The 24,988-nt window shown below is 56.5% G+C and carries 26 protein-coding genes; 11 read left to right on the top strand and 15 right to left on the bottom strand.

What is annotated here, in order from left to right:
• Positions 1–18: 18 nt before the first annotated feature.
• Complete coding sequence (gene ald, locus ACR0L3_RS15315; protein WP_480746629.1) at positions 19–1,137, bottom strand: alanine dehydrogenase; 1,119 nt, start codon at positions 1,135–1,137, stop codon at positions 19–21.
• A gap of 137 nt (positions 1,138–1,274) precedes the next feature.
• On the opposite strand from ald, the gene ACR0L3_RS15310 reads away from it, so the two are divergent.
• A complete protein-coding gene (locus tag ACR0L3_RS15310; protein ID WP_170488558.1) occupies positions 1,275–1,733 on the top strand; it encodes an Lrp/AsnC family transcriptional regulator in 459 nt (152 codons plus the stop codon).
• Positions 1,734–1,736: 3 nt separating this feature from the next.
• Here the strand turns inward: ACR0L3_RS15310 and ACR0L3_RS15305 are convergent, their stop codons facing one another.
• Positions 1,737–2,576, bottom strand: a complete 840-nt coding sequence (locus ACR0L3_RS15305) for a CPBP family intramembrane glutamic endopeptidase (protein ID WP_480746628.1) — start codon at positions 2,574–2,576, stop codon at positions 1,737–1,739.
• Positions 2,577–2,865: 289 nt separating this feature from the next.
• On the opposite strand from ACR0L3_RS15305, the gene ppk2 reads away from it, so the two are divergent.
• Positions 2,866–3,783: a polyphosphate kinase 2 gene (gene ppk2, locus ACR0L3_RS15300; RefSeq protein ID WP_480746627.1), complete on the top strand. Its 918-nt coding sequence runs from the start codon at positions 2,866–2,868 to the stop codon at positions 3,781–3,783.
• Positions 3,784–3,853: 70 nt separating this feature from the next.
• Here ppk2 and ACR0L3_RS15295 read toward each other — a convergent pair whose 3' ends face one another.
• The 3 genes from ACR0L3_RS15295 to rpsU all read right to left on the bottom strand — a co-directional run bounded on the left by ACR0L3_RS15295 (position 3,854) and on the right by rpsU (position 6,756).
• Complete coding sequence (locus ACR0L3_RS15295; protein ID WP_480746626.1) at positions 3,854–5,014, bottom strand: CAP domain-containing protein; 1,161 nt, start codon at positions 5,012–5,014, stop codon at positions 3,854–3,856.
• A 203-nt stretch (positions 5,015–5,217) separates the two neighbouring features.
• Entirely contained in the window at positions 5,218–6,255 is a 1,038-nt protein-coding gene (locus ACR0L3_RS15290; RefSeq protein WP_480746625.1) for a CAP domain-containing protein, read from the bottom strand.
• A gap of 294 nt (positions 6,256–6,549) precedes the next feature.
• The gene (gene rpsU / locus ACR0L3_RS15285) at positions 6,550–6,756 is read right to left on the bottom strand and encodes a 30S ribosomal protein S21 (protein ID WP_005614280.1); all 207 of its coding nucleotides are present in this window, start codon (positions 6,754–6,756) and stop codon (positions 6,550–6,552) included.
• A 111-nt stretch (positions 6,757–6,867) separates the two neighbouring features.
• Here rpsU and ACR0L3_RS15280 point away from each other — a divergent pair, with 111 nt between their 5' ends.
• Together ACR0L3_RS15280 and ACR0L3_RS15275 are read left to right on the top strand one after the other, a co-directional pair.
• On the top strand, positions 6,868–7,560 hold the full coding sequence (locus ACR0L3_RS15280; protein WP_480746624.1) for a COQ9 family protein: 693 nt from the start codon (positions 6,868–6,870) through the stop codon (positions 7,558–7,560).
• Positions 7,561–7,615: 55 nt separating this feature from the next.
• Positions 7,616–8,602 (top strand): NAD(P)H-quinone oxidoreductase, encoded by a 987-nt coding sequence (locus tag ACR0L3_RS15275; protein ID WP_480746623.1) that lies wholly within the window; start codon positions 7,616–7,618, stop codon positions 8,600–8,602.
• 34 nt (positions 8,603–8,636) lie between these two features.
• Here ACR0L3_RS15275 and ACR0L3_RS15270 read toward each other — a convergent pair whose 3' ends face one another.
• Complete coding sequence (locus ACR0L3_RS15270; RefSeq protein ID WP_480746622.1) at positions 8,637–9,494, bottom strand: DUF2189 domain-containing protein; 858 nt, start codon at positions 9,492–9,494, stop codon at positions 8,637–8,639.
• A gap of 192 nt (positions 9,495–9,686) precedes the next feature.
• On the opposite strand from ACR0L3_RS15270, the gene ACR0L3_RS15265 reads away from it, so the two are divergent.
• Positions 9,687–10,670, top strand: a complete 984-nt coding sequence (locus ACR0L3_RS15265; RefSeq protein ID WP_480746621.1) for a quinone oxidoreductase family protein — start codon at positions 9,687–9,689, stop codon at positions 10,668–10,670.
• A 51-nt stretch (positions 10,671–10,721) separates the two neighbouring features.
• On the opposite strand, the gene ACR0L3_RS15260 is transcribed toward ACR0L3_RS15265, so the two are convergent.
• The 8 genes from ACR0L3_RS15260 to ACR0L3_RS15225 all read right to left on the bottom strand — a co-directional run bounded on the left by ACR0L3_RS15260 (position 10,722) and on the right by ACR0L3_RS15225 (position 16,311).
• A complete protein-coding gene (locus ACR0L3_RS15260) occupies positions 10,722–11,255 on the bottom strand; it encodes an outer membrane protein (protein ID WP_480746620.1) in 534 nt (177 codons plus the stop codon).
• Between the two features lie 413 nt (positions 11,256–11,668).
• On the bottom strand, positions 11,669–12,142 hold the full coding sequence (locus ACR0L3_RS15255; RefSeq protein ID WP_480746619.1) for a YHS domain-containing (seleno)protein: 474 nt from the start codon (positions 12,140–12,142) through the stop codon (positions 11,669–11,671).
• Between the two features lie 196 nt (positions 12,143–12,338).
• Positions 12,339–12,608, bottom strand: coding sequence for a hypothetical protein (locus ACR0L3_RS15250; RefSeq protein ID WP_480746618.1), 270 nt, complete (start codon positions 12,606–12,608; stop codon positions 12,339–12,341).
• Positions 12,605–13,210, bottom strand: a complete 606-nt coding sequence (plsY, locus tag ACR0L3_RS15245) for a glycerol-3-phosphate 1-O-acyltransferase PlsY (protein ID WP_480746617.1) — start codon at positions 13,208–13,210, stop codon at positions 12,605–12,607. The genes ACR0L3_RS15250 and plsY overlap by 4 nt, the downstream gene beginning before the upstream one ends.
• Entirely contained in the window at positions 13,210–14,490 is a 1,281-nt protein-coding gene (gene pyrC / locus ACR0L3_RS15240) for a dihydroorotase (protein WP_480746615.1), read from the bottom strand. Before pyrC ends, plsY begins: the two co-directional genes overlap by 1 nt.
• Positions 14,487–14,873 (bottom strand): hypothetical protein, encoded by a 387-nt coding sequence (locus tag ACR0L3_RS15235; protein WP_480746614.1) that lies wholly within the window; start codon positions 14,871–14,873, stop codon positions 14,487–14,489. Before ACR0L3_RS15235 ends, pyrC begins: the two co-directional genes overlap by 4 nt.
• Entirely contained in the window at positions 14,858–15,379 is a 522-nt protein-coding gene (locus ACR0L3_RS15230) for a hypothetical protein (RefSeq protein ID WP_480746613.1), read from the bottom strand. The genes ACR0L3_RS15235 and ACR0L3_RS15230 overlap by 16 nt, the downstream gene beginning before the upstream one ends.
• Entirely contained in the window at positions 15,376–16,311 is a 936-nt protein-coding gene (locus ACR0L3_RS15225) for an aspartate carbamoyltransferase catalytic subunit (protein WP_480746612.1), read from the bottom strand. Before ACR0L3_RS15225 ends, ACR0L3_RS15230 begins: the two co-directional genes overlap by 4 nt.
• A 774-nt stretch (positions 16,312–17,085) precedes the next feature.
• Between ACR0L3_RS15225 and ACR0L3_RS15220 the strand changes: the two genes are divergently transcribed.
• The 6 genes from ACR0L3_RS15220 (at position 17,086) to ACR0L3_RS15195 (ending at position 24,603) form a co-directional block, all read left to right on the top strand.
• Positions 17,086–17,850 (top strand): uracil-DNA glycosylase, encoded by a 765-nt coding sequence (locus ACR0L3_RS15220; RefSeq protein ID WP_480746691.1) that lies wholly within the window; start codon positions 17,086–17,088, stop codon positions 17,848–17,850.
• A complete protein-coding gene (locus tag ACR0L3_RS15215; protein ID WP_480746611.1) occupies positions 17,850–18,449 on the top strand; it encodes a metallophosphoesterase family protein in 600 nt (199 codons plus the stop codon). The genes ACR0L3_RS15220 and ACR0L3_RS15215 overlap by 1 nt, the downstream gene beginning before the upstream one ends.
• Positions 18,446–19,066, top strand: coding sequence for a LysE family translocator (locus ACR0L3_RS15210; RefSeq protein ID WP_480746610.1), 621 nt, complete (start codon positions 18,446–18,448; stop codon positions 19,064–19,066). Before ACR0L3_RS15215 ends, ACR0L3_RS15210 begins: the two co-directional genes overlap by 4 nt.
• Before the next feature lie 6 nt (positions 19,067–19,072).
• Positions 19,073–19,615 carry a molybdenum cofactor biosynthesis protein B gene (moaB, locus tag ACR0L3_RS15205; RefSeq protein ID WP_480746609.1) on the top strand — a complete coding sequence of 181 codons (543 nt, stop codon included), beginning with the start codon at positions 19,073–19,075 and terminating at the stop codon, positions 19,613–19,615.
• Between the two features lie 105 nt (positions 19,616–19,720).
• Entirely contained in the window at positions 19,721–21,169 is a 1,449-nt protein-coding gene (locus ACR0L3_RS15200) for an efflux RND transporter periplasmic adaptor subunit (RefSeq protein WP_480746608.1), read from the top strand.
• Between the two features lie 5 nt (positions 21,170–21,174).
• Positions 21,175–24,603: an efflux RND transporter permease subunit gene (locus tag ACR0L3_RS15195; protein ID WP_480746607.1), complete on the top strand. Its 3,429-nt coding sequence runs from the start codon at positions 21,175–21,177 to the stop codon at positions 24,601–24,603.
• Here the strand turns inward: ACR0L3_RS15195 and ACR0L3_RS15190 are convergent.
• On the bottom strand, positions 24,554–24,985 hold the full coding sequence (locus ACR0L3_RS15190) for an NUDIX hydrolase (RefSeq protein ID WP_480746606.1): 432 nt from the start codon (positions 24,983–24,985) through the stop codon (positions 24,554–24,556). The genes ACR0L3_RS15195 and ACR0L3_RS15190 overlap by 50 nt on opposite strands.
• Between the last annotated feature and the right edge of the window lie 3 nt (positions 24,986–24,988).

Genomic DNA, 24,988 nt, shown 5'->3' with positions numbered 1-24,988 from the left:
TTTCAGGGGCGGGAGGCCTCAGGATTTGACGATCACGTTGGGGGAAACGACGTCGATCCCCAGTGCCTTGCCAACCGCGTAATAGGTCAGTTGTCCGGCGTGCACGTTCAGACCGTTCAACAGGTGCTCGTCGTCCTGACAGGCTTGCTTCCAACCTTTGTCGGCCAGCGCCAGCATGAACGGCATCGTTGCGTTGCCAAGTGCGATGGTCGAAGTACGCGCAACCGCACCCGGCATGTTGGCCACGCAGTAGTGCATCACGCCATCGACTTCATAGATCGGGTCCGCGTGGGTGGTTGCTTTGGAGGTTTCAAAGCAGCCGCCCTGATCGATCGCCACGTCTACCAGAACCGCGCCGGGTTTCATGGTCGATAGCTGGTCGCGACTGATCAGCTTGGGTGCTGCTGCACCGGGGATCAGCACCGCACCGATCACCATGTCGGCGTCCTGGATCAGTTCGGCCGTGGCACCGGCGGTCGAGTACTGGTTTTTGAATTGGCGACCGAACACATCGTCCAGATAACGGAGTCGCGGGAGCGACCGGTCGAGCACGGTGACATCTGCGCCCATGCCTGCAGCGACCTGCGCGGCGTGAGTGCCCACAACGCCGCCACCTATCACGACCACCTTTGCCGGGCCAACACCGGGCACGCCGCCCATCAATACGCCACGGCCGCCATTGGCTTTTTGCAGGGTCCACGAGCCGACCTGTGGGGCCAGACGACCCGCGACCTCGGACATCGGCGCCAGCAGGGGCAGACCGCCACTTGAGTCAGTTACGGTTTCATAGGCAATCGCGGTGCAACCCGATTCCAGCAGATCGTGCGTCTGATCCGGATCCGGTGCCAAGTGCAGGTAGGTGAACAACAGCTGACCTTCGCGCAGCATCTTGCGCTCAATCGCTTGTGGCTCTTTAACTTTGACGATCATGTCAGCGGTGGCAAACACCTCTTCCGCGGTGTCAATGATCCGAGCGCCCGCAGCAATGTAGGCGTCATTGTCAAAGCCTGAGCCGTTCCCGGCATTGGTTTCGATCAAAACCTCATGACCGCGTGCGACAGCCTCTTGCGCGGCATTGGGTGTCATCCCAACCCGAAATTCCTGGGGTTTGATTTCCTTGGGGCAACCGATTTTCATTTTTGCTACTCCGATCCTAAACTGCTTAAATAATGGGCATTATGGGGTGCAATTTCTGTGAAACTCTGCCTGCGAATTGGCTTTCGTTTAGGAGAATTTCTACTACATTGCCAAAACTGTGCAAAGGAATTGCGTGAATGAGCCTGGATACGACAGATAAAAAGATTCTGGCGGCCCTTCAGCGAGATGGTCGTATGTCGAATGCCGAACTGTCTGAGCAGGTCAATCTATCGCCTTCGGCTTGCCACCGGCGCGTTCAGAGGCTTGAGGCGGATGGGTATATTCGAAATTACGTGGCGTTGCTGGACGCACGTAAAATGAATGTTCCGACCACCGTCTTCGTTGAGATTACGTTGCAAGGGCAGGCGGAAGAGCTTTTGGATGCCTTCGAAAAGGCAGTAGCTCGTATTCCAGACGTTTTGGAGTGCCATTTGATGGCCGGAACGGCCGATTACATTCTGAAAGTCGTCGCGGAAAACACCGAAGACTTCGCCCGCATCCACCGCCAATACTTGTCGCGGCTGCCCGGAGTGGCACAGATGCAAAGCTCGTTTGCGCTGCGCACGGTGTTTAAAACCACGGCATTGCCGGTATAGCGCTTAGGCTGGGCCGGGATAAGTGAACAGGATCAGATGCGCAGCGTTGAATCCGAAATGCATCAATACTGGCACCCAAAGCCGACCAGTTGCGTAATAGCCAAGCCCACAGACCGCGCCGAGGATCGAGGCAAAGATCACAAGTGCCAGACCTCCGCCCAGATGGGCCAGACCGAACATGATGCTGGCAACCGTGATACCCAGGACCGCGCCGGTTTTCGAGATGAGTACCGATTGTAGGTAACCGCGAAAAAAAGCCTCCTCCGTCAAGCAGGTCAAAAACAGGTTCGACAGGGCAAAAATCAGCCACCAAGTGGGCAGACCGACCTCGGGCCTCACCGCGCCGAAGGCAATGCCTAGCCCAAACAACAACGGCAAGGCGAAAAGCCCAACGCATAACGGTCCAAGCCGGCTTGGCCTTGCGCCGTGGATCATACTAGGCCAAGCCAACAAAACAGCGAACAAAACCAGTGGTTTGTCCAGGTTCAGATACATCGTGAAGGCTGAACTTCCTGGCTTTGCCTGTACTTGATCCAGAACCAAAAGACTGTGAAAACCGGGCAACAAATGTGCCCCCAAAGCCAAACTGAACAAGATAAGCGCCAGATGACCTGGGAAGGCGGCAGGCCCCTGCAGGCGGGGTAAAAATGCCGCTGCTATCAACCCTATCAATGAAATTGCTGCGGCCAGCGGTGTCACTAAACCCAGCACGAGTGCGATGCCCCCGAAGGTTGCCAGCAAAGTGAGGCCCAACACTTGACGGCCCGAAATTGCGCTGAGTTGTGCGGCAATCAAAATGAACCAGGGCCAAATTGTGGGAAGCAGGGAAACGAAATGCGCCACGGTCGCCTCGTTGGTTTGATTGGCTCATTGATGCCGTCAGACGTTGCGGTAAGGCAAGCAGGCAAACGACGAACTTACTTCAACCCGTTGGCAATGCGTCAATTCTGACGCTTGTATCCCAATGGAAGAGGGTTCAAGCTTATAAAAAGACCAAACCCCTGTTTACCGCCCCGACCGGATTGCCATACTCGGTTTCGCAAACGAAGGGTGGATTCAATTCTTCTGATGACATCAGGCGGTTACACGCACGCTGTACGGTCCGGACCCGAAAGACGATAAGGATAAGACCTTGGTTTACGATAACAACGATGCCCCCAAAGACTGGCTGGAAGCCGAGTTGGAAGACACGCTGGACGAAGATTTTGAGATTGAGTTCAGTGAGCCCATGCTCTCGATGGAAGTCCGCAAAATCTACAAGGATCAGCATCCCGACATGCTGGACCGCAAAGTCTATTTCCGCAATCTGTTGCGCCTTCAGGCCGAGTTGATCCGGGTTCAGGACTGGGTACAGCATACCGGGGCCAAAGTTTGTATCCTGTTCGAAGGGCGTGACAGCGCCGGCAAGGGAGGTGTGATCAAGAGGATCACCCAACGTCTGAACCCTCGGGTTGCGCGTGTGGTTGCATTGCCTGCACCCAGCCGCAGAGAGCAAAGCCAATGGTATTTCCAGCGCTACGTACCACACCTTCCTGCCGCCGGAGAAATCGTGTTGTTCGATCGGTCCTGGTATAACCGTGCCGGGGTAGAGCGGGTGATGGGTTTTGCCAGCGAGGATCAGGTCGAACAGTTCTTTAAGGACGTTCCTGAATTCGAGCGAATGCTGGTTCGGTCGGGGATCATTTTGTTGAAATACTGGTTCTCTATTACGGACGAAGAACAACAGTTACGATTCCTCATGCGTATCCACGATCCCATGAAACAATGGAAACTGTCACCAATGGATTTGGAGTCTCGCATTCGCTGGGAAGCCTACACGAAAGCCAAGGAGGATATGTTATTTCGAACCAATATCCCAGAAGCCCCTTGGTACATCGTCGAAGGCAACGACAAGAAACGCGAGCGCTTGAACTGCATTGAGCATCTGCTGACCAAGATTCCCTATGGGGACGTGCCACAAGAAAAGGTAAACCTTCCGGACCGGCGGTATAATCCCGAATACGAACGTCGCGTTCTTCCAGATGAGTTGCACGTTCCCAAGATTTATTGACCTGCACACGTCAGGCTAAAACAAAAACAACCCGCCATTCAGCGGGTTGTTTCTATCTGTGGGGTAGTTTTTAGATCAGGAAGTCATTGCTGCCCAAGCTTCCGATGGATGTATCTTCCAAAAGAAGTGTGTTTCCAAGTCCGTCATAAATAATTACGTCTGATCCGGACACCTGCATATGATTGTTTTTCAAATCGCTAAAACTGGTGATCGTATCCACCTTGCGAAGGTCGATTAAATCATTTCCAGCCAAGTCGGTTATACGATCATTGCCAGAGCTGAAGACAAATCTGTCGGCGTCTTTTCCTCCGACCATAACGTCATCGCCTGAACCGCCGTTCAATCTGTCCTTTCCACTTCCTCCCTTAAGAACATCGTTGTCGCTGCCGCCGTAGAGTTTGTCGTTCTTACCGCCACCATACAGTCTGTCGCTACCTTCCTGACCGTACAGGCGATCTTTTCCGCCGCCACCCTTTGCCAAGTCATCCCCGATGCCGCCGTAGGCCTTGTCGTTGCCTGAACGTCCTTCCAGCCGGTCATTACCTTCGCCGCCGACAAGCTTGTTGTTCTTGGATGAGCCGATAAGAATGTCGTCCCCATCCCGACCATATAGGTTTCCGCCTTTTTTGAGGACAAACCAATCATCCCCGTCGGTCCCCGATTTCGTTTTGGTGACGACTTTTTTAACCGGATCCGAGGCGGCGTCTTCTAGCGCGGCTGGAGCAATGGGTGCGCTTGACGATGGAGCAATGGGTGCGCTTGACGATGATGTGATATCCAACTGAACAGGCGCGGATGTAAGTGCAAAATTCTGGGTCACCATAATGGCGTCCCACCCATTGAAGTTACCTTCTTCAATGCCAATACCGATATATTTAAAGTCGGCGTTTAGAATATTTGCCCGGTGGCCCTCGCTGTCCATCAAGCTTTGGTGCAGCTGAACCACGTCGTCGCTAGCGCCATCCGGGCCGCGCTCTGATTGCCACGCGATGTTTTCGCCGGACCGCCAACTGCCTGTGAAATCGAAACCCGCATCTCTCATTCGTTGCGTTGCGCTGGAGCCGCCTGCGCCGGTGTGGCTGAACGTATTTGTGTTCAACATCCACTCGCTATGATCTTCGGCCGAGTCGTTCAGTTGCCGCTCCAGTACGAGAGGCTGCAGCCCTCGGCTTGTGCGTTCCTCATTGATGAGCGCTAGCATTTGCCGTTCAAGATCGCTCGCGGTTGACATGTTTCTGCCTCCAAATGATTCTGTTATTTTGCAGTGACCTTAATGGCGAGAATTTGGCGGGAAGAGGTCGCAATTCAGACGCCCAGGCTGTTCGGCGAATTGTCACCGCCAATCTCGTTGAGTTTGTGCAAGAAATTGCTCAACTGATCTGTTTGAGCCTGGGTGCAGGACGCCTGAGTGACGTCCTGCAATCGAAATGAGACTTAAACGAATTCCATCATGCAGCCCATGTCGACGGGCATAATGGTAAAGAAATCGTCCGGCATGTCCGGTGTGATCTCTGCAGAAGCATCTGGCGCTTCCGGAGCGTCATCACGGTGGTGTCGGATGAACATAAAATCCGTGCCTGTGGCGACGGTTTCTGTTGTCGGCGGCACATTCATTCTGAAGTCGTCGACTAGAAGCAAAAGATCATTTACGAAATCTTCGATGGCGGCAAGGAAGGCATCGACGTCAAAGCGATCTTGGGTAATCACATCCGTGACATCCGTGACATCCGTGACATCCGTGACATCCGCTGCTGGAGCGTCCTCTAGCGGGTCCTCGGTTGCAGTAGTGTCGACGGTTGGCGTTTCGCCGGCGGGGTCTTCGGTTTCGGTGATCTCCGTGTCCGGCGTTTCTTCGGTTGGATCTTCGGTGTCGGTGACTTCTGTATCCGGGGTTTCCTCAATGGGATCTTCGATCTCAGTCACATCGCTGTCAGGAACTTCTTCAACCGGGACCTCGGCCACCGGATCTTCTACTTCATCCACATCTTCCACGGGCAGTGTCGGCGCGTCGCCGGTGTCCAGCATGACCTCGGCATCGGTGGTCGCAAAGTTTTGGGTCACCATGACGGCATCCCAACCATTATAGTCTCCTACTTCAATGCCGATCCCAATGTACTCATAGTCGGGATTCAGAATGTTGGCACGGTGTCCGGGGCTGTTCATTAGGTTTTGGTGTAGCTGCTCAACATCATCGCTGATGCCATCCAGACCGCGTTCCGACTGCCACGCGATATTCTCGCCCGAGCTCCAACTGCCGGTGAAATCGAACCCGGCATCTTCCATACGCTCGGTGGCGCTGGATCCACCGTCGCCAGTATGGCTAAAAGTGTCGGTGTCCAGCATCCAGGCGCTGTGATCCTCGGCCGAGTCGTTCAGTTGGGTTTCCAATTGCAGCGGGTTCAACCCGTGAGATGCGCGTTCAGCATTGATCAGCGCTAGCATTTCTTGCTCGTATGTACTTGCTGTTGACATGGTAGCCTCCTTTTTAGTGGTCGTCTTTTTAGACGCGGCCAGTTACAGGGGGCTGTGAAGGATCGGGTAGAGCGACTGGATTTCCGGGCAAATTTCAGCGCGGGTACGCTAGCGAAACAAGATTCGCTGCGCTGCAAAACGCCGGGCAAAATGTTGCTGAAACAAGATTAGCAGCTTGTCGCCTAATCCTAAGGTGGATTCGGCGAAATACAACCGGTGCTAGAAACGACAAACCCCCGGGCGCTGCCTCGGGGGTCGTCAAATAGTGTCATCCAAAGCTGGACGAGCGAGATCTTAAAGCAGACCTTCGCGCTGGGCTTTCTTGCGTGCCAGTTTACGGGCACGGCGGATCGCTTCAGCTTTCTCGCGCGCTTTTTTCTCGGACGGTTTCTCGAAATGTTGCTTCAGCTTCATTTCACGGAACACGCCTTCGCGCTGCAGCTTTTTCTTCAGGGCACGAAGCGCCTGATCGACGTTATTGTCGCGAACACTAACCTGCATGTGGTTGTCACCACCTTTCTAGATAGAGTTGCAAGGAAATTGCAGGAAGTGGCCGTATAGCAAAGCCGCTCTAACTTGTCTAGTCTGGCCCGCAAGAACCGGAGATCCGCCATGACCGTTACCTATGAAGATGCAAAACAACAGCTTTTGGACGCGATGCTGTCCCATGTTCCCTTCGATGGTTGGTCCGAAACCAGCTTTCGCGCGGCGATCACAGATTGCGATTTGGATGACGGTCTGGCGCGGGCGATCTGTCCCCGCGGTGCGGTCGATCTTGCTTTGGCATTTCACGCGCGCGGCGATGCCGAGATGGTCGAACGCCTGAATTCAGCGGATCTGAGCGAGATGAAGTTCCGCGATCGTGTCGCCGCTGCGGTCCGGTTCCGGCTTGAGGCCGTGTCTGACAAGGAACTGGTGCGTCGCGGAATGACACTGTTTTCCTTGCCAACACATGCGGCGGACGGAGCCAAGGCGTTGTGGCAAACGTGTGATCTGATTTGGGACACGCTGGGTGACACGTCGGATGATGTGAATTGGTATACTAAGCGTGCAACGTTGTCGGGGGTGTATTCCTCTACCTTACTTTTCTGGCTGGGCGATGATTCTCCGGATCATCAGAAAACGTGGGAGTTCTTGGATCGCCGGATCGACAATGTAATGCAGATCGAAAAACTCAAGGCGCAGGTGAATGACAACCCGTTGTTCAAGCCGTTTCTCGCGGTGCCGAATTGGTTTGCCAAGCAGGTCAAGCCACCGATGAAGATGCGGGCCGATTTGCCGGGTATGCTGAACCCCCGCAAGTAAGCGGCTGGGCCTTACGGAAATTGCCTGCTACGCATTGGGCAAAGGAGATTTGCCCATGACCCAGATGATGCGTGCTGTTGAGATCACCGAACCCGGTGGGCCGGATGTTTTGCAATTGACGGAGCGTCCCGTGCCCGAGCCTGGGGCGGGTCAGGTGATCCTCAAAGTGGCCTATGCAGGGGTGAATCGTCCGGACGCGTTGCAGCGGGCAGGGGCTTATGACCCACCTCCGGGTGCCAGCGACCTGCCGGGATTGGAAGCGTCTGGCGAAGTCGTTGCTGTCGGAACGGGCGTCGAAGGCCTTTCGGTCGGGGACCGGGTTTGTGCGTTGTTGCCCGGCGGCGGTTATGCGGAATATGTCGCCACGCCTGCTGCACATTGTTTGCCAGTTCCGACGGGTATGGGGATGAAAGAGGCCGCGTGCCTACCCGAGACCTTTTTTACCGTCTGGTCCAATGTCTTTACCCGAGGTGGCTTGAAAGCCGGTGAACGGTTTTTGGTCCACGGCGGGTCCAGCGGCATCGGCACAACGGCTATCCAATTGGCGAATGCTTTTGGAGCACGCGTTTTTGCAACGGCTGGATCGGTTGAAAAGTGCGAGGCTTGTATTGCGCTGGGGGCCGAGAGGGCAATAAATTATCGAGATGAAGACTTCGTGGCTGTCATTCGAGCTGAGGGCGGCGCGAATTTGATCCTCGATATGGTGGGCGGTGATTACATTCCGCGCAACGTTAAGGCCTTGGCCGAGGATGGGCGCTTAGTGCAGATCGCATTCCTGCAAGGGCCGAAGGTCGAGCTGAATTTTGCTATGATGATGGTCAAGCGCCTTACGTTGACTGGCAGCACCCTGCGCCCGCAAAGCGATTTAGCCAAGGCAAAAATCGCTCAGGATCTGCGAGAGGCGGTTTGGCCGTTGCTAGAGGCAGGAAAGGTTGCCCCCGTTATGGACAGCGAGTTCGAATTGGCCGAAGCGTCTGCGGCTCATACCCGGATGGAAAGCTCTGGCCATATTGGCAAGATCGTCCTGAAGGTCGCAGGTTAGCACGGTTGCGCGGGAGCTATTCCCGCGCCAGCCGTCAAGCGACGGCTCGACGATACAGGTGCCATGTTGCATGACCCAGAACCGGCATCACCACGATCAGCCCCAGCAACATAGGAATCGCCCCAACTACCAACAACGCGGCCACGATGAAGCCCCAAGCCAGAATGACACTGGGACTGCGCCGGAGTACACGAACAGAGGTTACGACCGCGACCGGCAGGCCCACTTTGCGATCCAGTAGCAGCGGAAAGCTGACGACGCTAATTGCCAATGCAACGAGGGCAAACAAGAAACCCACTGCATTGCCAAAGATGATCATCGTCCATCCTGCGCTGGTGGTGAATGCCTGCGTCAAGAACGCGCCTAAAGATGTGGGTAGATCAGGGCCGAGGGTGTGGACATAAATGCTCTGCGCAACCATTAGCCAGATCAGCAGCCACATAACCAGATAAAAGCCCAACATCAGAATTGCGCCGAATGAGGGCGACCGGAACACGCCGAATGCGTCAAGCCAGTGCACCTCGCCACCTTGCTCGCGTTTGCGGCTGATTTCATACAGTCCCACCGCAGCGATCGGGCCAATCAAGGCAAAACCCATGATCAACGGTGCCAACAACGGCACCATGTTGCGATTCATGCCGAAGCCGAACATCAGCAGCCCTGCAATGGGGTATATCAGCACGATGAATATGGCGTCGGCCCGTGTTTCCAGAAAGTCGTTATACCCAGCCTTCAAGCATGCTTTTAGGTCCTGCATCGTCAGGGTTTGCACCACCGGCAGGTGTCGTGTGTCCGCACTGCCGATACGGTTCACGCTTTCTGCTATATGATCGCCGGTCGCACCGATATTCTGAGCGGCCCAGCTGATCGGATTTCCAATCGTTTTGGCCATCTTTTTCCTCTCCCTTTGCATATCAGCGCAGCAGAGTGAATCCGGCATCGGTTGCCCTTGGCCGGACCAGCCGGCAACGCACGTTGAATAGTATAGCACAATTTTTCATCTTGTGGTTGCGTGACACGGAATTGTGTCGATTGCCCTTATTTTCAGGCGTGTTAGCTTGGCGTAAGGCAACAGGAGGTCAGCATGCAGCAAACGGCAAGAACCGTCGTCATTCATGAACACGGCGGCCCCGAAGTTTTAAAGATCGAAGACCGCCCGGTGGGTGATCCCGGACCCGGAGAGGTGCGTATCCGTCATCAGGCCTGTGGATTGAACTTCATTGATGTGTATCAGCGTACTGGGCTCTATCCGCTAGACTTGCCGCATGCATTGGGTATGGAAGCTGCCGGTGTGATCGAAGCGGTCGGCGAAGGTGTAACCCATCTTGAGCCCGGCCAACGCGCGGCTTATGCCGCTGCGCCATCCGGTGCGTATTCTGAAGCACGCGTAATGAGCGCGGCGCAGGTGTGCCCGCTGCCCGATGATATTTCTTTCGATGCGGCGGCGGCAATGATGCTGAAGGGGATGACTGTCGAATACCTGTTTAACCGTACAACGCCCCTGAAACGCGGAGACACAGTATTGTTTCATGCGGCTGCCGGTGGGGTAGGCCTGATTGCTTGCCAATGGGCGAAGTCCGAGGGGATTACCCTGATTGGCACCGCCGGAACGGACGAGAAATGCAGCTTGGCCCAGTTTAACGGCGCGTCCCATTGCATCAACTACCGCAAGGAAAACTTTGCTGAACGGGTGGCTGAGATCACCGGGGGTAAAGGCGTGGATGTGGTTATGGATTCTATTGGAGCAGACACTTTCAACGGGTCGCTGGACAGCCTGAAACCACTGGGAATGATGATTTCATTCGGCAACGCCTCGGGCCGAGTGCCGCTAATTGACCTTGGTATGCTGGCCAAGAAGGGATCGCTGAAGATCACGCGCCCGACGCTGTTTACGCATATTTCCGATCAGGCGGCTTGTCAGGCGATGGCTCGGCGTCTGTTCGGAAAGGTCGAGGGTGGGGAAGTGAAAGTTCACATTGATCAGCGTTTCCCACTGGATCAGGTGGCTGATGCGCATCGCGCACTTGAGGCGCGTCAGACCACAGGCAGCACTGTATTGGAGCTATAATACAGGTTAGGTCAGGCCCGGCGATATCGTGCCGGGCCTGATTTTCAAATCTCAGAACCGATAGGCTGCGCGGATCTGAAAGGTGGTTGCCTCAACGTCGATACCGGTCGAGTCAAAGTCGTTGAACTCGTGATACAGAATTTCACCACCGACGCTGATATTCGGTGCGACGATCTGTTCGTAACCAGCACCGATGAACCAACCGTCATCGCTGCCAAGGTTGTCGGTTCCCGCATTGGCGTAACCACCTACACCGTATAGCAGGCCTTCTGGAATAACGTTGTACCCCGCACGCACCTTGACGCGCCAAACGTCTTCGACCTCGACGCCTGGGGCCAGATCAATGCCGGTCCAGTCATAGTCAAAGCCGCCGCCTACAACCCAGTCACCTAGGTCATAGTCATATCCAAGAATGATACCGCCGATGGCACCATCGCCGTTTACACCCGATAGGTTGGTGTCAATATCTGCATAACCTAATTGACCACCGCCGTAGAACCCGGTCCAGTCGCCTGAAGATTGCGCCAACGCCGATCCAGCGGTGACTGTTGCGATTGCTGAAGCCAACAGAAATCTACCTGTCATTTCGTAACCTTTCTTTTGAATTGGTCCACAGCAGGTTTGTGCTGCTCTCCCGTCTGTAATTTTCCTACGGCCCGGCTTCTCAGCCGGATCATAGTCTTTTAGAAAATTCCCCACCCTTGGGTCGTACCCGCGCGTTGAGTGCCAGTGGCACGCGTCCGCAAAGTGAGGGTGTGTCTGTGACTTAGGACCTAGGGTTAAGAGTATGCGGTTTCAAACAACTGAAATCACTCGGGTGATCTTCTGCCGATCCGTTTGATTTCATCAGCAAATTACCGCTGTTGGATTGGTTGCATCAGCCGTATTAGCCGTTGCGCGTGTGCAATCTTAACTTGCCAGGTCCAAAGCGCTGAGACGGAAAAGTTAAAACGGTGGCGAGTCTCCTCGCCACCGTAATTCTGACAGATGTCGAGGAGTTACTGTTGCAACTCGGCCGGAGTTTTGTCGGCAATGGTTTCCCAATTGGTGCTGGCTTGCTCGATAAAGCCCGGAATATCGCCTTCCCAACGTTCCTGAATGTCTTCAGACAAGTTCAGGTACAGCTTATTGTCGACAATTTTCCAATACGTTGGGTCACCGTCGAATTTGAAGCCCATTGCGGCGCCGAAGGCGCAATAACCACCGTATGCGGGCAGGTAAGCGTCTGGATTGGCTTCGAACGCAGCTTTGTTTTCTTCGTTGGCAAAGCGGTACATGGCGTCATTGTGCAGCGCAGTTATGCGGTAGTCACCTTTGGTCGGTTCGCCTTCGGTGAAATAGGCAACGGGGTCATAGCCTTGCAATGCCAGACCGGTCGAGCTTGCGTTCAGCTCAACGCCTGCGGCCAGTGCCGAGCTTGCGATCGCGACCGATAGGGCAACGCCGCCCAGGATGGATTTGAACTTGTTCATTGGTTTCACCTTTCGTGAACTGAGATACCTTGCGACGCCGAAATTGCGCACTGGCACCCCCCTTGGATTTTGTCATGTGCGAACGGTAATTGTCCGGCACGCAACCAAGCTGGGAAGCCAATTCATCACGTTCAAAGCAATCAATTGTGATTGTGCAAGGATACAGGGGCGTTGTTCAAAAATGCGCAGACCGGGGTCATTTGCGCGGTCTGAACGCAATCACAAAGTAGATGACTTTTTCTGCTGGCATCTCACACGGACGCAGCAGCCAACTGCTGTCACGTGTTCGGTAGAGGTTTAGGCTGATGTAATCAGAACCGCCCAACTCATGCGCCACCAGCTTTTGAGACTTTCCCGAGACCAGTTCCGAGCGGCTTACAATGTAACGACGACCATTGCTTTTACCCTCCGAAGTTCCCAGCGGAATGGCGAAGAATGCGGAAAGGAAAGAGCTGGTTGCAGTCAAGATTGACCGATTTTGGGCTCTGTACCTGCCTTGATCCTGGCCACGTTGGCGCTGTGACGCCAGTAGACCAACAAGGTGAGAACGATGCCCAGTAGGAATGTCGACCCATCGGTTAGTATCAGGACCCAGATGGTCGACATTGCCGCCGCGATCAGCGCGCCGAGGGAAGAAATCCGCCAGATTGCGGCCGTCACCAACCATGTGAGGCAGCACGCCACGCCCACGCGCCAGTCCAGTGCTAACCACAAACCCAGAAAGGTCGCTACGCCTTTTCCACCTTTGAATCCGAGCCAAACCGGAAAGCAGTGGCCCAGAAACGCAGCCAGCGCAGCAATTTGGGCAGCGTCTTCTCCGGCTAGGGCGCGGGCCAGCAATACAGCCGCTGCGCCTTTGGCGGCATCGAAAATCAAAGTCAGGGCCGCTGCGGCCTTGTTACCGGTGCGCAGCACATTGGTCGCGCCAATATTGCCGGACCCGATATTGCGCAGATTGCCCAACCCCATGACCTTGGCGATAATCATGCCAAATGGGATCGACCCCATCAGATAGCCAAGCGCGGTCCAGAGGATCAACTGGGTCGTCGTACTGTCAATTGGCGGCATCAAGGTCTCCGGTAAACTTCTTGGCCTGCAACATAAGTTGCTGTGACCTTACCCTGCATCCGCTGTCCGTCAAATGGTGTGTTCTGTGATTTCGACTTTAACGAAAACCGGTCCAGCACAAAGGGAACATCCGGGTCGAACAGCACCAGATCAGCGGGCGCGCCTTCGGCCAAACGACCACTGTCTAGGCCCAACCGTTTTGCCGGGTTCAGCGCCATGGCTCGGAACAGCGTAGGCAGGTCCAGCTGGTCCGAGTGGTACAGTCGCAGCGCCGCAGGCAGCAGCGTTTCAAGCGCTACGGCGCCCGATGCGGCTTCTTCAAACGGCAGTCGCTTGCTTTCTTCGTCCTGCGGGGTGTGCATTGAGCTGATAATATCGATCAGCCCAGTCCGAACTGCTTCGATCACTGCCTGTCGGTCGTCTTCGGATCGCAGGGGCGGCTTAACCTTGAAGAAAGTTCGATAGTCAGCCACATCCAGCTCATTCAGTGTTAGATGATGGATCGACGTCCCGGCGGTGATGTCCAGCCCGTTGCGTTTGGCCCGTTCCAATGCGGGTAGGGCACGGGCTGTGGTGATCTGGTCAGCGTGGTATTTGGCGCCGGTCATTTCCAGCAAAGCAATATCACGGTCCAGTCCCATCCGCTCGGCCATGGGCGAGACGGCGGGCAGGCCGCGTAAGGTGGCGAATTTACCGCTTGTGGCCGCTGCTCCTGCGCTTAGGCCGGGTTCTTGTGGGTGCGCGATCACCAGCGCGTCGCACGACCGGGCATAGGTCAGTGCGCGGGAAAATACCTTGGTGTTGGTTATGACATGGTCGCAGTCGGTAAAGGCAACTGCTCCGGCATCCTGAAGAAAGCCGATCTCGGTCATCTCGCGACCCTCACGGCCTTTGGTCAGTGCGGCCATAGGAAGAACATTTACCGGCGTATCTGCTTGCGCGCGACGGGTGACAAACTCCAGCGTTTCCGGTGTGTCGATTGAAGGGCTGGTGTCGGGACGCGTGATGATCGTGGTCACACCCCCAGCCGCAGCCGCCAGACCGGCCGATTTGTAGCTTTCCTTGTGGCGTTCACCCGGTTCGCACACTTTGACGCCGATATCGACAATGCCGGGGGCAAGGCAATGCCCGCCGCAGTCCACGACCTGCGCGTCCGAGGCTGGAGCTTCGCCGTCACCGTGCCCGGCAATCCGTCCCTCAGTAACCTGCAGCCAGCCGAGGCTGTCTGCTCCGGTTTCTGGGTTGATCAAACGGGCGTTGGTGAAAGTCAGGTTGCTCATGCCATGGCCCTTTCGATTGCGGCTTTGGTGGCTGCGGGGTTAGCTTGGTATTTGATCAGGTGCTTTTCGCCACTTTTGGTGACGATCTGAACGAAGCTGCCCATGACGTTGACGGCTGCGATCTGGTTCAGCGGCACCTTGCGCGGGCCGGGGCCGGTTAGGGTAGTGTCTGTCATGTCCCATGTGCCTACCAGCTCTTCCGAGGCGAGATACCAAGCACGTATGCCAATTGCGGCCAGCCCGGCAGGCGCGCCGGTCCAAGGATAAGGATTGCCAATCAGCCACAGGAGGACCATCGCGCCTGCCATTGCCACAGCGGCCAACCAAGCGTTGGTGCGGATATAGGCGCCTTTGTCCGGGGTGAAGATCACAGGATCAGCCATAAGACGCCCCCGATGGCCAACAGGATAATCAGCGCCAGAATGGCCGAGCCGATGCGACTGGTTTGGCCGTTGTCGGTTGTCACCTTGGGTTGGGCTGAGAAAGGTTTGGCGCTGTCGGCTTCGATTGGACCTCCGGTCCAGTTGGTTACTTCTTCGGTGTAAACTCCGATCAGGTGCAGACGTGGGTCTGGGCTCAGTTCGGCTGCTTCTCCGCCGAACGCAGCGCTGCGCAGGACCATCACCCAGCCCTCGACCTGATCCAGTACCGCCCGGTCAAGCTGATCTTCAGAAACGCCGCAGCCTTCGGTGAGATAGCCATAGAGCCCTAGTTCATCCAGATCGGAAACAGGGAAGATGTCGATCTGAGTCGAGTCCAAGCCTATGACGCCCAGAACCTGATCCGCGGCAGCAGGTTCGCGCAGAAACTTTGCCACTTCTGGGCGCATGTCCAAGGTGAACAGGCGGATTACCCCGCGTTCGTGGGGGGCGACGGTCAGGTTGCTCATGCTGCCTCGCGCTGATTACGGGCCAGCAACTCCATCGCTGCCATGCGGACGGCAACGCCCATTTCGACCTGTTCCTGTATGACGGAACGGTTGATGTCATCCGCCAGCGTGCCGTCAATTTCGACCCCGCGGTTCATTGGGCCAGGGTGCATGACAATGGCGTCGGGTTTGGCCAGCGCCAGCTTTGCGGCGTCCAGACCGTAGCGGTGATAATACTCGCGCTCGGACGGGATAAAGCCGCCATCCATCCGCTCTTTCTGAAGGCGGAGCATCATGACGACGTCGACGTCTTTGAGGCCCTCGTTCATGTCGTCGTAAATCTCGGCCCCGAACTCGGCGAATTGACCGGGAACCAGTGTCGGGGGGCCGATCAGGCGGATGCGGTTTTCCATCTTGCCCAGCAGGATCAGATTTGACCTGGCCACGCGGGAGTGGGCAACGTCACCGCAGATTGCGATGTTCAGACGGTGCAGGCGACCCTTGGCCCTCCGGATGGTCAAGGCGTCCAATAGGGCCTGTGTCGGGTGTTCGTGCCTACCATCGCCCGCATTCAAAACAGCGCAGTTCACTTTCTGGGCCAGCAAATCGACCGCGCCGGAATGCGGATGCCGTACAACCAGCAGATCCGGATGCATCGCGTTCAGGGTCATTGCGGTATCGATCAGGGTCTCGCCCTTTTTGATCGAGCTGGCCTGCATCGCCATGTTCATCACATCCGCACCCAGCCGCTTGCCTGCGATTTCGAAACTGGCCTGTGTTCGTGTCGAGTTTTCGAAGAACATGTTGATTTGCGTCAGCCCCGACAGCACGTCGGAGTGCTTGGTCGATTGCCGGTTCATGTCGACGTATTTTTCGGCCAGATCAAGGATGGCAGTAATATCGGATTGCGACAGGTGCTCGATGCCAAGAAGGTGTCGATGGGCGAAACGCATGGGCGGGCTCCTGTCTGACAATCGGGCCGCTTATAGAAAGGTCCGCGCGCCTAGGCAACCTAAGGATCAGATCCTTCGGGCAGTTTCTCGCATCCTCCCTCTGGCTGGCATTGCTCACCAGGTTTGCACCATTTGCCGTAACCGCAGTCAACGGCCTTGACCGGGACGCAGCCCTGATGCTCTGAACATTTGAATCCGGGGCGGCATTGCGATCCCGTTTCTTCGCAAACGAACCAACCAGGACGTGAGCATCCGCCACCCGGAAGGCAGGACGTTCCGCCTGTGCAGGTCAGGCCATCATCGCACACGGTTTTTAGCCTAGGTGTTGCCGAATCCGCTTCGAAACCGGGTGAAATACTCTCGCATTCTCCCCGTGCGTTGCAGGTGGTTCCTCCCGGGCAATCCAAGCGTGACCTGCATTTGTTCGCTCCGGCGGGTGCGCATCTCGCACCCCCAGCCACGCAACGCTCAAAAGCTCCGCAAGTGCGCCCGCCGCCGCAATAGGTTCCACCCATGGGAATGCAGTAGCCGTCGAAACTGCACCGCTGGCCTCCGGAACAACACCGAGCACCGCATTGAAACTGGCCGCCACGGCATTGGCTGTTGCGGTCGCGGAGTTGCGCAAACGCTGGGCTGCAGATCGAGAACAGCAGCAGGATTAACAATAGGAATCGCATGATAACAGGCATAAACGCCCTCATGGTCGGTGCGACGGGTCGCCCAATCAAGGCCTATTCGCTTTCCCTCGTTCAAAAGCTGGTTAGATTGAGGGGTATGGAATCGGCTTTGGACTATCACACTGCGCGGGCTCTGCTGGAATGGCAGATCGAACTGGGCGCAACAGACGCAATCGGCGACGTTCCAGTCGACCGATTTGTGTTACCTGATAATGCGCCCAAAATTAAAAAGCCTGCGGCAGAACAGGCCGCACCAGAAAAGCCCAAACAGATCGATCCGGTCCAGGTGGCGAAAACGGCGGCTACGGGCGCAGGGTCACTGGATCAATTGCGTGCAGCCATGGATGCGTTCGGCCATTGCGACTTGAAACGTGGTGCGCGGCAGTTGGTTTTTGCCGACGGCACGCCCGGCGCGCGGGTAATGATTATCGGTGAAGCTCCGGGTCGTGAAGAAGATCGCGAGGGTAAACCGTTCGTTGGTCGTGCCGGTCAATTGCTGGACCGGATGCTGGCGGCGATTGATCTGGATCGTACCCGGAACGTCTATATCACCAATGTCCTGCCTTGGCGGCCTCCGCAAAACCGCGACCCCAAACCCGAAGAGATCGGTATGATGAAGCCGTTTTTGGAACGGCACGTGGCGTTGGCCAAGCCCGAGGTTCTGGTCATCATGGGTAACATCAGCTGTCAGGCGGTTCTGGGCAAACGTGGCATTACAAGGCTGCGCGGGAAATGGGAGCAAGCGCTGGACCTGCCGGTCATTCCGATGTTCCACCCGGCCTACTTGTTGCGGCAACCGCAGGTGAAACGTCAGGCTTGGGCGGACTTGCTTGAGTTAAAAGCCCGACTGGAGGGCAAGTGATGCGCATCTTGGCTTTTTCTGACCTGCACATGGCGCGCAACCGCGCGGCCGAGGTTGTGAAGGCCAGCGTGGAAGCTGATTTGGTGATCGGAGCCGGAGACTATTGCAACATGCGGCAAGGGCTGGATGAGGCGATCATGATGCTCTCCGGCATCTCGGCGCCCTTGGTGCTGGTGCCCGGCAACGCAGAAAGCGCGCAAGAACTGACCGACGCCGCACCTGAAGGTGTACACGTTTTGCACGGCACCGGTATGACACTGGATGGTCTGCGCTTATTTGGTCTGGGATATGGCGTACCACGGACGCCTTTCGGAGGTTGGTCCTGCGATCTGACGGATGCCGAGGCCACGGAATTACTGGATCGATGCGATGCTGCGGATATCCTGATTGCGCATTCTCCACCCAAAGGGTTCGGCGACGTCACATCGTCAGGTGACGCGGTTGGGTCGGTGGCCGTGCGCGATGCCGTTGAACGACTGCAGCCGCAGTACGTTTTTTGCGGCCACATCCACGACAGTTGGGGCTATCGCGGCAGCATAGGTCGCACGCAGGTTGCCAATCTGGGCCCGAGGGTAAACTGGTTCGAGGCAATCTTATGATAGAGACGGTCACTCTGCTGGCGTTCATCCCGGCGGCTTTGGTGCTGAACTTCACGCCCGGCGCTGACATGATGTTCTGCTTTGGTCAGGGCTTGCGGTCAGGTGCCAGACCGGCGTTGGTCGCCAGTGCAGGGATTTCCTTGGGGTTGATGGTGCACGTATTGCTGGCCGGTCTGGGTTTGGGCGCGGTGGTGAACAGCTTGCCGTGGTTGTTTGACGTTATCCGCTGGATGGGTGTTGCCTATCTGCTGTATCTGGCCTGGGGTGCGATCCGGAACGGGGCCGTATCGGGTGACGCTCCTGCGAAACCAACAAGCCATGCATTTCGTGACGGGTTAGTTGTGAACCTGACCAATCCAAAAGTTATTCTGTTCGTGCTGGCTTTCATCCCGCAATTCGTTGATCCGTCTGCCGGCCCGATCCTGCCTCAGTTTCTGATCTTCGGAGTTATCATCGCGCTTGGAGGCTTCGTGGTGAACGGGTTGGTGGGCATTTTTGCTGGCGGTGCGGGTAAGGTTCTGATTTCGAACCCGCGCGCCTCACGTATCATGGGCTGGGTGACGGGCGGGATTTTTGCGTCCCTCGCCATCCGGCTTGCCATCATGGAAAGGGCTTGACGCCACATGTCACGCATTGATGAAAGTCAGGAGTTTATTCCAGTCCGGATCGCGATCCTGACCGTCTCGGACACACGCTCGCTGGACGATGACCGCTCGGGTCAGACATTGGTTGAACGGATCGAACGTGCGGGCCATTCGGTGGCTGATCGCAAGATCATTCGGGATGAGCGCGGCGAGATCGCAGCGCAATTGCGCCTTTGGTCGGGTGACCCTGAAATTGACGTCGTGATTTCTACTGGCGGTACGGGACTGACAGGCCGTGATGTGACGGTTGAGGCACATAGGGACGTCTACGAAAAAGAAATCGAGGCATTCGCAACCGTTTTCACCATCATTTCAATGGAAAAGATCGGTACATCCGCAGTGCAATCCCGCGCAACGGGCGGTGTGGCGCAGGGTACTTATCTGTTTGCGCTGCCAGGCAGCCCCGGCGCCTGCAAGGATGCGTGGGACGGGATTTTGGAAAAACAGTTCGACTACAGGCATCGCCCCTGCAACTTTGTGGAAATAATGCCCAGATTGGACGAAAATCTGCGACGGAAGTAAACTTGCTGCGCGTATAACTATTCGTAACCGCTTTGTGGCTTGGCATTTTCCTATGCCCGGTTACCATTTGTATTCGCGGCTTGATTTGACCGGGGTAAGTGATTGATGCGATTTTTAAGGCAAAGCCTTGTAGGTGTCTTTCTGGCGTTTCTAACGCTGGCCTTAGTTTTTGTCGCAGTGCAACTGATCACCAGTGCGCTGCAAGAGGCGTTGAATCGTGAAAACACCGCGCCCGAAGCCCGCGAGCGCATCTTCGCCGTCAGTGTCCAGCCAGCGGAACTGGAAACCGTCACCCCATATCTCGAAGCCTTTGGTGAGGTGCAAAGCCGTCGCCGTCTGGAACTGCGCGCAGCGCTGGGCGGACGGGTGCTCTCATTGGCCGAAGATTTCGAAGATGGAGGTGTCGTCACCGCCGGTGAAGTTCTTGTAGAGCTTGATCCTGCTGATGCCCAATCTGCGCTGGATCGGGCTAAGTCTGATCTTTTGGACGCGCAGTTCGAAGAGCGTGACGCGGAACGCTCACTACTTTTGGCGCAGGACGAGCTGAACTCGGCCGAAGCACAGGCGGGTCTGCGTGGGCGGGCTTTGCAACGTCAGAAAGACTTGCAAAGCCGTGGCGTTGGCACGCCAGCTGCGGTGGAAGAAGCGGAATTGGCCGAGGCTGCCGCTCAGCAATCCGTTTTGGCGCGTCGCATAGCGTTGGCTCAGGCGGAATCTCGGGTTGATCAGGCCATGACCCTTCTGGCCCGCGCCCGCATTGCGCTTGAGGCTGCTGAGCGCGATCTGGACGATATGACAGTCCGTGCACGGTTTGGTGGAACGTTGACTGATGTGACTCTGGTCGAAGGACGATTGGTTTCTGCAAATGAGAAACTGGCCGAATTGGTCGATCCTACAGCCCTTGAGGTCGCTTTTCGTGTATCTACCGCGCAGTTTGTGCGACTTTTGGATGACGAAGGAGAGTTAATCAACGCACCTGTCATGGTCTCCCTTGAGGTGACGGGCACTGATCTGGTGGCGCATGGTCGGATAAGCCGCGACAGTGGGTCAGCGGGCGAAGGGCAGACGGGCCGCTTGATCTATGCCCGTCTGGATGATGCACCGGGGTTTAAACCCGGCGATTTCGTTACGGTCACTGTCGAAGAGCAGCCACTGGACAACGTAGTGCGCCTGCCTGCATCGGTATTGGATTCGGCTGGAACGGTACTGGTGCTGGGTTCCAACGACCGGCTTGAGGCATTGCAAGTGCAATTGATCCGCCGTCAGGGGGATGAGGTGTTGTTGCGCGGCCAAGGGCTAGTTGGGCGTGAAGTCGTTGTTGGCCGTACGCCTCTGTTGGGCAGCGGCGTCCGTGTCCGGCCGCTTCGGGTCGAGGCCAATGCTGACCCCGATATGGTCGAGCTGTCGGAAGAGCTACGCGCCCAACTGATGGCGCAAGTCGAAGCCAGCGACCAGATGCCGAATGACGTTAAAGCCCGCGTTATGGGTCAATTGAATGGGGCCCGCGTTCCTGCCTCACTGGTGCGCAGAATCGAAAACCGGGCAGGAGGGTAAGCGCCATGATGCGCGAAATCCCCGGCGCGGCGGGCGGCATTCTTAGCTATTTCACCCGTCATAGAACGGTCGCCAATTTACTGCTGCTGGTCATGTTGGTGCTGGGCGCGGCAGCGATCCCTGCGATGCGGGCGCAATTCTTCCCAGACGTGATACTTGAACGTGTCGATGTGAATGTCGAGTGGGAAGGTGCCGGTCCCGAGGACGTAGACAACGGCATTGTCCAACTGCTGGAACCGGCCTTACTGGCAGTCGAAGGCGTGGCCAGTACAAGCGCGAGCTCACGCGAAGGGCGCGCCAGTGTTCGGCTAGAGTTCGAACCCAATTGGGATATGTCGCGCGCCGTGGATGAGGTCAGAACAGCGGTCGACACTGTGACCAACCTGCCCGAGGATGCAGAAGAACCGGTGATCCGGCGCGGCGCTTGGCGGGATCGTGTGACGGATGTGGTCGTGACCGGCCCGGTCGATCCAGACCAGTTGGCCAAGTTCACCGATGAGTTGATTAATCGTCTGTTCGCCGTTGGCGTGACCCGCACTACGATCCGGGGCCTTGCCGCGCCGCGGGTTGTGGTAGAGGTGCCAACGGCGCAGTTAATCGCCAATGACATTAGCTTATCCGAGATAGCCAGTGCCATCGCGGCCGAAGCCATTGCCAACCCGGCGGGCGACGTTACCGGTGCAAATGCGCGCATCCGGACCGGCACCGAAAAGCGCACGCCTGAAGAGATTGAGGGCATAGCGCTGCGTAACTTTGCAGATGGATCCAAGCTCTATGTGGGCGATGTGGCGGCCATTCGGGTCGAAGGGGTCAATCGCAACCGCAGTTACTTTGTGGGCGAAAATCCGGCCATGTCGGTGCGTGTCGATCGCTCGAACCTTGGTGATGCCATCAAAATCCAACGCTCGGTTGAGGATGTGGTGGCCGAGCTTCAGGCCAGCCTGCCCGAAGGTGTTACGGTCGAGCTGATCCGGACCCGTGCGCAGGCGATCACTGACCGATTGGACATTCTGGTGGACAACGGGCTGGTGGGTTTGGGCCTTGTGGTTTGTCTTTTGTTTCTGTTCCTGAACGCACGCATTGCCTTCTGGGTTGCTGCGGGTATTCCAGTGGCAATGTCTGCCGCGATTGCGTTCATGTATATCGGTGGGCTGTCGATCAACATGATCTCGCTGTTCGGGCTGATCATCACGTTGGGTATCGTCGTTGATGATGCCATTGTTGTGGGTGAACACGCTGATTTCCGCGCGCGGCGGTTGGGCGAAGCGCCGGTTGTTGCAGCTGAACGCGCTGCGCGGCGTATGGCAATGCCGGTCTTTGCCGCGACCTTGACCACCGTGATTGCCTTTTTTGGACTGACTGCAATCGGTGGTCGGTTTGGAGAGTTGATCTATGCCATCCCGTTCACCGTAATCGCGGTGCTGATCGCCTCGTTGATCGAGTGTTTCCTGATCCTGCCCAACCACATGGCCCATGCAATCGCTCATTCGGCCAAGGAACACTGGTATGACTGGCCCAACCGTGTGGTCAATCGTGGATTCCGATGGGTGAGGGATCATCTGTTCCGTCCACTGATGGCCTGGGTCGTTCGGGCGCGATACGTGGTTGTCGCCGTTATGGTTGTTATCCTTGCCAGCCAGATTGCTTTGTTCATCAAGGGCGACGTGACTTGGCGTTTTTTCAACGCGCCTGAGCGGGGTTCGGTCACGGGCAATTTCATCATGGCCGAAGGTGCCACCCGCGACGAAACTTTTGCCATGATGCGACAGTTGCAAGTGGCGGTAGAAGACTTGGGCCAAATCTATGAAGAGCGTCATGGTCGCAACCCAATTAAATACGTTCTGGCAGAGATCGGCGGAACTGCCGGGTTTGGTCTGTCCGCTGCAGATGGCAAGGATGACGACTTGCTGGGCGGGATTTCGATAGAACTGATTGATGCCGATCTGCGCCCCTATTCCAGTTTCGAGTTTGTCGGGGAATTGCAGGACTTTGTCCCCCGCCACCCGAAGGTTGAGGTGCTTAGCTTCCGCGGATGGCGCTCTGGACCAGGTGGCGATGCGATTGACGTTCAGTTGTATGGCGCAGACGTAAACACGCTTAAGGCCGCGTCCGAGGAATTGCAGGCCGAACTGTCGAAATACCCCGAAGTGTCAGCGCTGGAGGACAATCTAGCCTACGACAAGGAAGATTTCATCTTGGACCTGACTGCCAAGGGGCAGGCGCTGGGCTTTCGTATTGAAACGCTGGGTCGCGTATTGCGCGACCGTTTGAACGGGATCGAAGCCGCGACCTTCCCCGATGGTCCGCGCAGTGCCGAGATTCGCGTGGAGCTGCCCGAGGGCGAGCTGACTGCTGATTTTCTGGAACGCACCCTGATGCGTACGCCCGATGGGGTGTACGTGCCACTGGCCGACATCGTGTCGGTTGAGAGAAAATCAGGGTTTTCGACAGTGCGGCGTGAAAACGGTCTGCGGGTGATTTCGGTGAACGGAGATATCTCCGAAGATGATCCGACCCGCGCTGCGGAAATTGCCCGCGCAATGAGAGAGGAGATTTTGCCAAAAATCGCAGCCGAACGGCAGGTCGAATGGCAAATGGCGGGTCTGAGCGAACAAGAGGATGAGTTCCTGACCGAGGCACGTACTGGCCTGATCCTCTGTCTGACAGGAATTTATCTGGTTCTGGCTTGGGTATTCGCCAGCTGGACACGACCCTTGGTGGTTATGGCAATCATTCCGTTTGGGTTGGTGGGCGCGATCTGGGGGCACTACATCTGGGATGTGCCGCTGAGTATGTTCACCGTTATCGGACTGTTGGGGATGACCGGGATCATCATCAATGATTCTATTGTGTTGGTGACGACCATTGACGCCTATCAGCAAGAGCGTGGGTTGGTGCCGTCAATTGTCGAAGGCACCGCAGATCGGCTCAGGCCTGTGATGCTGACGACATTGACCACCGTTCTGGGTTTGACACCACTTCTCTACGAGGGTTCGCAACAGGCGCAGTTTCTCAAGCCCTCGGTGATCACTCTGGTCTATGGGCTGGGTTTCGGGATGCTGCTGGTGCTGCTCTTGGTACCGGCGCTACTGGCAATTCTGAATGACTTATCGCGCCCGATGACCGCGATGCGCCGAGCGCTTAAGGCACCGGATCGTGTGGTACAGGGCGCCGTGACTTCAACAGGGGTGGCGCTTCTATTGTGGTTCGGTGTCACCATTGCTTGGCCAGCGATTGTCGGCACACCCATTGGCCTGTTGTCCGGGCTTTATGGCGGTGCGGAAAGTGTCGCGGCCCTGCGGATGGGATTGGCCGCCTTTGTCGTTGGCGCGTTGCCGATCCTGTTGCTGAGCATCGTGTTGTCCGGCCTTGTATACGTGCGTATCAAGGGGCGTGCAGTTTATCGCGCAGAGCGGTTTCCAGCAGATCGATGACCCGGTTGCTCATGGGCAGATCGCCTTGCTGGATTTGCTTGACCGGAAACCATTGGGCATTTAGCGCATCATCCCCAGCCAGTGGCGTTCCCGACCGGTATTGGCAAGCCACACCGACCAACAAGTAATGTGACAGCACACCGCCCTGTTCGTCGTGGCGCAAAAGATCCAGATTATCGAGGTAACGCAGTGGTTCGGCAATGACCGAGGTTTCCTCGTGTAACTCTCGCTGCGCGGTTTGCATAACAGTCTCGCCCCACTCTACGTGCCCACCGGGAAATCCCCACAAACCCATGTCGGGCTGTTTGCTACGCTGCACCAGCAGCACGCGTGCCTCGTGCACCACAACGGCCAGCGCGCCGATCTTGGGGGTTTTATCCATGCC

The organism is Ruegeria sp. CK1 (assembly GCF_056536545.1).
The sequence above is the reverse complement of the archived record's forward strand: the minus strand, read 5'-3'. Positions and strand labels throughout refer to the sequence as shown.